The following is an 8064-nucleotide window of genomic DNA, read 5'->3' as shown; positions in this document are numbered from 1 at the left end:
GCTTGCGCCGCGCCGCCCCGGTCTGGCGCCGGCGGCGATCCACCGCGCCGATGGCGTTCGCGCCGTGCTGGCGGTAATCGACCAGCGGCTCGGGGATCAGGTGCACCCCGCCGGTGGCCGCGGCCAGCAGCCCCAGCCACAGGTCATGGTAGAAATGCACCCCGCTCTGGGCCGGGAAGGGCAGGGCGAGGCGCAGCAGCCGGGGCCGCATCAGCGTGGTCATGCCGGTGATGTTGTTGCGGTAAAGCAGGCCGCGCAGCCCCGGCTGGCGCTTGCGCCGCTCGTAGGCGAACATCGAGCGCTGCAGCACCTCCTGCCCGTTGGGGCCCACCAGCCGCGCATCGCTGTGCACCAGCTCGGCGCCGCTGGCCGCCAGCGCCGCCACGCCCTTTGCCAGCCGCTCGGGGTGCCAGATGTCGTCCTGGTCGCAGAGCGCGACCAGCGCCGCGCCGTCGTCCCCGTCCGCCTCGATCAGCCGGAGTGCCTCGGTCAGCCCGGCCTCGAAGGCGCGTACCGCGTCGAGCGCGAAATCGCTCGGCACCAGGGTCAGGGGCAGGCCCGCCTCCTCGGCCAGCTCGGTCACCAAGTCGTCCGAGCAGGTGTCGGCCATCACCGCGACGAGGTGGCGGGTCTCGTGGGTCTGGTCCGCCAGGGACCGTATCTGTGCCTTCAGATGCGCAGGCTCGGGCCTGCAGACGGCCATGACGATGAAAATGCAGGGGGGCATGATATCCCGGATGAACCAATGACCGGCTGCCGTGTAGCCGAGAGCCCCCGGCATTGCAAGCCGCGGGGCGGGGGCTCCGGGCCGGTGGTCGTGGCGGTTTTCCGGGCCCGGACCGGGGGAGCCGGGGACGACGCGATACCGACGCATCGCCGCCGCGATGCCGGAGGCGTTTTTCCCGCAAAATCGCCCGCGCCGCGCGGCCCCCGGTCAGAAGCTCGAAACGGGCCCGAGCAGCCATCAGGCGCCCGCCGCCACGCCGCGCGGAACAACCTCCGCCCGCCTGTATTTCTGTTTCTCGATGACGGTTTTCAGTTGGGTAGTCAGAGGTGTGTGACGTCCGCCGAAGTCCGCGGTCCAAGCTGCCGCGTGGCCTTTGGCGGCTTCGCCAACGCATACGCCTCGGGACAGTCAGGGGCGGGATCGCGGGTGATCCCGTAACCGTATCCGCCACTGTCATCCGGGAGAGAGGGGGCGCGGATGGCCCCGTCACGCAGTTCGGCGGCGAGGTTGGCGTCGGTGCCGGCAATCTGTTTCACGGCTTTCTCGAGGGCGTGACGGAATTCACGCTCGGTTTTCCATTGGTACTCGTGATCCTCGCCGTAGCAGTAGCGGCAGGCGCCGTGACGGTGCTGCGAGAGGTCGTTGGCATCGGCGGTGACGATTTTCCACCATTTCGTGAGCACGGTGTCCTGGTCGATCTCGACGCGGCGTTGACGCTCCGCATCCCGTTCGGCGAGCGCATCCCGGATTCTAGCATTTTGCAGCAACCGAGGGCCTTGGTTGTGCGGGGAGCCGTAGCCGGCGATTTGGGCCGCTTTGGTGGCGTTGGTCTCGATGAGATATTGATCCACGAAGCGGCGCTGCTTCTCGGTGAGTGATTGGTAGACGGGCTGTGGTGTGTGTGTCTGGTCGGCCATTGGCTCTGCCACATCATGCTGCAATCGGCGATATCGTAGCCATCGGGGTTTGCAACGGCAATCCGTCGGGTCGCCTCGCGCGCGCCCGCGCTGCGAGTCCTATCATCATCATCAGTCTATATAGATTGGTACCCCCCATGGGAGGTCCCACGGGTGCACCCATGGATGGACCCACATTGTGGAAAATCAGACACTTAGAGGTTCAGTTACGAGAAACCATTTTTGATGTGGCAATGTTGACTTGAGCAGCATTTTGTTGCATTTTTCAACGCTTTTGGTCACAAAATTCTGCAGTATGAACTGTGCCGTGGGTTCCGAGTTATCCGCTGATAAAAGCCCATCCCACTGTCACGCTCCAATCCTTCCTCGACGAAAGGGAAGTGTGGCACTTCTATTTTGCTGATGTGGGACATTTTAACTTTGCACTTACAATATTTTCTCCGGTAATCAATGTTATGTTAACTAAACACGGTTCAGGAGCACTGAAACCCAAAGGGCCAGCGTGCTTGCGACGCTTTGGCGGTACGGCCCGAGCCGGCGCAACGCGGCAAGGCGTGCCGGTAGCGACCCGTGGCGCATCTCCGAGAAATCCGCCAGCGCCTGCCGGTTTTCCGGCGTGAGGTGGGCCTGAAGATCCGAAAGCGTCCGGGCATTCGTTTCGTTCCAGGCCCGGAAACTGCCACGCAGCAATTGGCGCACGCGCTTGAGCCGGGCCGACGCGGTATCGTTGGCGCCGATCTGGTTCACCCCGTGCTGACGGTAGAGCAACGTCGGCCTGTCGTCGTGGACGACCTGCCCGCCGGCCCCGGTGACGAGTTGGTAGACCCACCAGTCATGCACCACGACGCGCTCGACGTCCCGGGACGCGGCCTCCACGAGCTGCGCGGCCGCGGGGTTGAGCAGGATGGTGTTGCCCGAGGCGATATTCTGCACGAGCGCGTTGCGGAAGGACGGCGCCCGGCGCCGCGGCGCCGAGAGGCGCCGGTTGCCGAGCGTGTCGTCGGTGATCCATGTGCGGCTGCAGTAAAGGGCCGGGCCGTCCGGGGCCGTGGCGTTCAGCGCGGCGATCCCGCGCGAGAGCCTGTCGGGCAGCCACACGTCATCCTGGTCGCAGAAGGCCAGCCAGTGCCCGGGGGGCGCATGCTCGGGAGTGCGGCGGACGAGGGACATGAAATTCTCGGCCCCGCCCCGCCCGGGGCCGTCAAGGCGGATCGACGGGTGCTGCCGGGCGAACCGGTCCAGGATTTCCCGGCTGTCATCGGTGGACCCGTCATCGCCGGCGATGAGCTGCCAGTCGGGATGCGCCTGGTCGGCAAGGCTGTCCAGTTGTTCCTGCAGGTAGGCGCCGCCATTGTAGACGGCCATCAGGATCACGACATGCGGCTGTTCGGGATCCGGCATGGATCAGGCGGTCGGGCCGGCGTACTGCAGCAGGCGTTCAAGGTAGCTTCCGTAGTCGGTCTTGCGGAACAGATCGATCCGCCGGGCCAGGGCCTCCGCGTCGATCCAGCCCTTGATATAGGCGACCTCCTCCAGGCAGCCCACCTGCTGGCCCTGCCTCTGTTCGAGCGTTCGCACGAAATTACCCGCGTCGAGCAGGCTGGCATGGGTGCCGGTATCGAGCCAGGCGTAGCCCCGGCCCATCAGTTCGACCGCGAGCTTGCCGTCATGCAGGTACATGTCGAGCAGGGTGGTGATTTCCAGCTCCCCCCGGGCCGAGGGCGTGACTTGCCGGGCGCGCGCGGGCGCCTCCCCGTCGAGGAAATAGAGCCCCGTGACCGCGTAATCCGACCGGGGCGCCTCGGGCTTCTCGACGATCGAGACGGCCCGGCCGGCAGCATCGAACTCCACCACGCCGTAGCGTTCCGGGTCGGCCACCCTGTAGCCGAACACGGTGCCGCCGTCCTGCCGGGCCGAGGCGGCGGCCAGCTGCTCGGACAGGCCGTGGCCGTAGAAGATGTTGTCGCCCAGGACGAGGGCCGAGGGGCTGCCGGCAAGGAAATCCTCGGCCAGCAGATAGGCCTGCGCCAGCCCGTCGGGCGAGGGCTGTTCTATGTAGGTGAACTCAAGGCCCCATTGGCGGCCATCGCCGAGCAGGCGGCGGAATTGCGCCTGATCCTGCGGGGTGGTGATGATCGCGATTTCCCGGATGCCGGCCAGCATCAGCACCGACAGCGGGTAGAAGATCATCGGCTTGTCATAGACCGGCAGCAGCTGTTTGGACAAACCAAGCGTGATCGGATAGAGCCGCGTGCCGGACCCGCCCGCCAGAATGATGCCCTTGCGCGATGTCGTCATTGCTGCCTCAATTCCTGCAGGACGCCGGAGAGCCCGGCCCGCCAGTCGGGACGGGTAATGCCAAAATCCGTCGCCAATGCGGCACAATCAAGCCTTGAATTCAGCGGCCGGGGCGCCGGCGTGGGATAATCGGCGGTGGGGATCCCGGTGACATCGACCGCCCTGCCCGCCTGTGCGAATACCTCGCGGGCGAAATCCGCCCAGCTGACATCCGGGGCCCCGCTGAAATGGTAAAGCCCGCCGCCCTGCCCCGCGGCCATGGCCCGCCCGATGGTCAGCAGCGCCGCGGCGATGTCGCCCGCCGGGGTTGGCCCGCCGATCTGGTCGGCCACCACGTCGAGCGCGGGGCGGGTTTCCGACAGGCGCAGCATCGTCTTCACGAAATTGCCGCCATGGGCCGAGAAGACCCAGGAGGTACGCAGGATGGCGTGTTGGCCGCCGGCCTCGCGCACCGCCGCCTCGCCGGCGAGCTTGCTGCGGCCGTAGGCGTTGCAGGGGGCGACGGGATCGTCCGGCCCGCGCGGCGTGGTGCCGCCCCCGTCGAAGACGTAATCCGTCGAGACATGGCAGAACGGTATGCCCCGAGCCGCGCAGGCGCGGGCCATGGCGCCGGGCGCCGCGCCGTTGATGGTGGTGGCCAAGGCCTCTTCCGTCTCGGCGCGGTCCACGGCCGTGTAGGCGGCGGCATTGATCACCAGGTCGGGCGCATGCGCCGCGATCGCGGCGGCGCAGCTTTCGGGCCGGGACAGGTCGGCCTCCGCGCGCCCGAGGGCCGTCACGTCGGCCCGGCTGCGCAGCTCGGTGGCCACCTGGCCGGTTCTGCCGAAAACGAGGATATTCATGCCGCCTGTCCTGTTCCTGCGTGATGGGGCCCGCTCAGCCCGCCCCCAGCCGTTTGCCCACGCCGTCGCGGTCCTGCAAGGCGCGCCACCACGGCTCGTTCTCCAGGTACCAGGTGACGGTGCGCCTCAACCCTTCCTCGACCGTGACCGAGGGACGCCAGCCCAGTTCCTCCCGGATGCGGGTCGGGTCGATGGCATAGCGCGCATCGTGGCCGGGACGGTCGGTGACGAAGGTGATCTGCCCGGCATAGGATTGCCCGTCGGCGCGCGGCCGCAGATCATCGAGAATGGCGCAGAGCGCCTTGACCAGTTCGAGATTGGTGCGCTCGTTCTCGCCGCCGATATTGTAGGACCTGCCGGAGGTTCCCGTCTCCAGCACCAGCAGCAGCGCCTCGGCATGGTCCTCGACATAGAGCCAGTCGCGGATGTTGGACCCGTCCCCGTAAACGGGCAGGTCCCGGCCGGCCAGCGCGTTGAGGATGACGACCGGGATAAGCTTCTCGGGGAAGTGATAGGGGCCGTAATTGTTGGAGCAATTGGTCAGGACCACCGGCAGCCCGTAGGTTTCGTGCCAGGCGCGCACCAGGTGATCCGAGGCCGCCTTCGAGGCGGAATAGGGACTGCGCGGATCGTAGGGCGTCTCCTCGGTGAATTTCACATGCCCCTCGGCGGGCAGCGACCCGTAGACCTCGTCGGTGGAGACGTGATGGAAACGGAAGGCATCGGGCCGGCCGTTGCGCGTCCAATACGCGCGGGCGGCCTCCAGCAGGTTGTAGGTGCCCGTGATGTTGGTCTCGATGAAACTGCCCGGCCCGTCGATGGAGCGGTCCACGTGGGATTCCGCGGCCAGGTGCATCACCGCGTCGGGCGCATGGTCGGCGAAGATCCGATCGAGGGCGGCGCGATCGCGGATGTCGGCCTGCTCGAAGGCATAAAGGGGGCTTTCGGCGACCGGCGCCACGTTGTCGAGGCAGGCGGCATAGGTCAGCGCGTCGAGGTTGACCACGTGGTGCCCCTTCCCCACCGCCTGCCGCACGACCGCCGACCCGATGAAACCCGCCCCGCCCGTCACCAGCAGCTTCATGACGCCGCCTCGAGGACGAAGGGGCTGGTGAAATCCCGGAACCAGGGGGCCCGGGCATCCTTGTCGCTCAGCACCGCTTCGACGGGATCGATCCCCCAGTCGATGCCGATGTCGGGGTCATCGAAGCGCACCGTGCTGTCCGTCTCGGGGGCATAGTAATCGGAGCATTTGTAGATGATCTCGGTCATCGGCTCGCGGGTGGCGAAGCCGTGCAGGAAGCCTTCGGGGATCAGCAGCTGCCGGCCGTTCTCGAAGCTCAGCTCGACGCCCACCCACGCGCCGTAGGTCGGGCTGCCCCGGCGGATATCGACGGCCACGTCGTAAAGCGCGCCGCGCCCGCAACGCACCAGCTTGGCCTGGGCACGGGGCGGGGCCTGGCAATGCAGGCCGCGCACGGTGCCGGGCCGTTCGGAAACCGAATGGTTGTCCTGCACGAAATCGATGTCGATCCCGGCCTCGGCCATGCGGCGCCGGTTCCAGCTTTCGGAAAAGAAGCCGCGATTGTCGCCATGGCGGGCAGGCGTGAGGATGAGCACACCGGGCAGGGCTGTCTGTTCAATTTCCATCGGGGCCGTCCTTCGACTCGTTACGCGCCACGGGCAATCGGGCACATGTCCTGACATGCCTTGTGCCAAATCGCGGCACGTTCCGCCAGCGGTGAAGCTTCCGGCGGGAGACGGGCCGTTACAGGCCGACCACGTCGATCATCCGGGCCGTGTCGGGCAGCTTCGCGGCGAGGCCGGCAAAGGCCGCGTGCCGGACCAGCACGCAGACCACGTCGGCCTGTGCGATGGCGTCCTCCAGTGGGGTCAGCGTGATCGGCATGTCGGCCATGTCGGCGGGCAGTTCGGCGATATGGGGTTCCACGGCCAGCACTTGGCAGCCCAGCTTGCCGAAGCCGCGGGTGATCTGCAGGGCGGGGCTTTCGCGCAGGTCGTCGATATCGGGCTTGAAGGCCAGCCCAAGGCAGGCGACCTTGATATCCGCCATGGCGCGCGCGGGATCGCTGGCCATCACCGCCATCACCGCGTCCTTGCCCTTCTGCAGCACCCAGTCCGGCTTGCCGTCATTGATCTCCCGCGCCAGCCGGACAAGCCGTGCCTCCTCGGGGGCGGAAGAGACGATGAACCACGGGTCGACCGCGATGCAGTGCCCGCCCACGCCGGCGCCCGGCTGCAGGATGTTGACCCGCGGATGGCGGTTGGCCAAACCGATCAGCTCCCAGACATCGATACCGAACCTGTCGCAGATGATGCTGAGTTCGTTGGCGAAGGCGATCTGCGCATCGCGCGAGCTGTTTTCGGTCAGCTTGCACATCTCGGCGGTGCGGGCATTGGTGACCACGCATTCACCCTGGACCACTTTCCTGTACATGGCCACGGCCATCTCGCTGGCGCGCTCGGTCATGCCGCCGATGATACGGTCGTTTTCCACCAGCTCGCGCACCACGTGGCCGGGCAGCACCCGCTCGGGGCAATGGGCGACCTGGATATCGGCGTCGTTCCCGGCGGTTTGCGGAAAGCTCAGATCCGGGCGCGCCGCGGCCAGCCAATCGGCCATCTGCTCGGTGGCCCCGATGGGCGAGGTGCTTTCGAGGACCACGAGATTGCCGGGCGCCAGCACGGGCGCGATCATTTCCGCCGCGGATTTAATGTAGTCGAGGTTCGGTTCGTACCCTTCCTTGAAGGGGGTAGGCACCGCGATGATGAAGGCATCGGCCGGTTCCGGGTCCAGCGTGGCGTGCAGCATGTCCTCGGAGACGGCCTTGTGCACGATCCCGTCAAGCTCGGGCTCGACGATATGGATTTTCCCGGCATTGATGGTGTCCACCACGTTCGGCGAGACGTCCACGCCGATCACCTTCGTGCCGTGGGCGGCGAAAAGCGCCGCCGTGGGCAGGCCGATATAGCCCAGCCCGATCATCGAGATACGGTCGAACATGGAAATCTCCTTCACGTAGCCTGATCGCGGGCTGTCAGGGCGTCGGCGATCCGTTCGGCGGCGGTGCCGTCACCATAGGGGTTGAGGGCGCGGGCCATCGCGTCATAGGCCTGCGCGTCATCGAGAAGGGTCAGGGCGGTATCGCGGATCCTGTCGCCATCGGTGCCCACCAGCTTCACGGTCCCGGCCTCGACCGCCTCGGGGCGCTCGGTCGTGTCCCGCATCACCAGGACCGGCTTGCCGAGCGAGGGCGCC

9 protein-coding genes are annotated in these 8064 nt (G+C 66.9%); all 9 read right to left on the bottom strand.

Annotated features, from left to right (window positions below; all coding sequences use genetic code 11):
• Window positions 1-727, bottom strand: a 727-nt coding sequence (locus ACH107_RS27200) for a glycosyltransferase (protein ID WP_412508812.1), incomplete at its 3' end; no start/stop codon positions are given.
• 320 nt (window positions 728-1047) lie between these two features.
• The gene (locus ACH107_RS27195; protein WP_412508810.1) at window positions 1048-1644 is read right to left on the bottom strand and encodes a terminase small subunit; all 597 of its coding nucleotides are present in this window, start codon (window positions 1642-1644) and stop codon (window positions 1048-1050) included.
• 462 nt (window positions 1645-2106) lie between these two features.
• Window positions 2107-3045 (bottom strand): glycosyltransferase family 2 protein, encoded by a 939-nt coding sequence (locus ACH107_RS27190; RefSeq protein WP_412508808.1) that lies wholly within the window; start codon window positions 3043-3045, stop codon window positions 2107-2109.
• 3 nt (window positions 3046-3048) lie between these two features.
• Entirely contained in the window at window positions 3049-3942 is an 894-nt protein-coding gene (gene rfbA, locus ACH107_RS27185; protein WP_412508806.1) for a glucose-1-phosphate thymidylyltransferase RfbA, read from the bottom strand.
• On the bottom strand, window positions 3939-4784 hold the full coding sequence (gene rfbD, locus ACH107_RS27180) for a dTDP-4-dehydrorhamnose reductase (RefSeq protein ID WP_412508805.1): 846 nt from the start codon (window positions 4782-4784) through the stop codon (window positions 3939-3941). Before rfbD ends, rfbA begins: the two co-directional genes overlap by 4 nt.
• Window positions 4785-4818: 34 nt before the next feature.
• The gene (gene rfbB / locus ACH107_RS27175; protein WP_412508804.1) at window positions 4819-5868 is read right to left on the bottom strand and encodes a dTDP-glucose 4,6-dehydratase; all 1050 of its coding nucleotides are present in this window, start codon (window positions 5866-5868) and stop codon (window positions 4819-4821) included.
• Window positions 5865-6434 (bottom strand): dTDP-4-dehydrorhamnose 3,5-epimerase, encoded by a 570-nt coding sequence (gene rfbC, locus ACH107_RS27170; RefSeq protein WP_412508803.1) that lies wholly within the window; start codon window positions 6432-6434, stop codon window positions 5865-5867. The genes rfbB and rfbC overlap by 4 nt, the downstream gene beginning before the upstream one ends.
• Before the next feature lie 118 nt (window positions 6435-6552).
• Window positions 6553-7809 carry a UDP-N-acetyl-D-mannosamine dehydrogenase gene (wecC, locus tag ACH107_RS27165; protein ID WP_412508802.1) on the bottom strand — a complete coding sequence of 419 codons (1257 nt, stop codon included), beginning with the start codon at window positions 7807-7809 and terminating at the stop codon, window positions 6553-6555.
• A gap of 11 nt (window positions 7810-7820) precedes the next feature.
• The coding region (locus ACH107_RS27160) for a UDP-N-acetylglucosamine 2-epimerase (protein WP_412508801.1) at window positions 7821-8064 on the bottom strand (244 nt) is incomplete at its 5' end.

This window comes from Roseovarius halophilus (ex Wu et al. 2025), from assembly GCF_047086965.1.
This window is presented reverse-complemented; position numbering and strand designations above follow the sequence as displayed.

Bases quoted from the DNA above. Each gene is read 5' to 3' on its own strand.
- ACH107_RS27195 (WP_412508810.1), bottom strand. From the start codon at position 1,644: ATGGCCGACCAGACACACACACCACAGCCCGTCTACCAATCACTCACC.
- ACH107_RS27190 (WP_412508808.1), bottom strand. From the start codon at position 3,045: ATGCCGGATCCCGAACAGCCGCATGTCGTGATCCTGATGGCCGTCTAC.
- rfbA (WP_412508806.1), bottom strand. From the start codon at position 3,942: ATGACGACATCGCGCAAGGGCATCATTCTGGCGGGCGGGTCCGGCACG.
- rfbD (WP_412508805.1), bottom strand. From the start codon at position 4,784: ATGAATATCCTCGTTTTCGGCAGAACCGGCCAGGTGGCCACCGAGCTG.
- rfbB (WP_412508804.1), bottom strand. From the start codon at position 5,868: ATGAAGCTGCTGGTGACGGGCGGGGCGGGTTTCATCGGGTCGGCGGTC.
- rfbC (WP_412508803.1), bottom strand. From the start codon at position 6,434: ATGGAAATTGAACAGACAGCCCTGCCCGGTGTGCTCATCCTCACGCCT.
- wecC (WP_412508802.1), bottom strand. From the start codon at position 7,809: ATGTTCGACCGTATCTCGATGATCGGGCTGGGCTATATCGGCCTGCCC.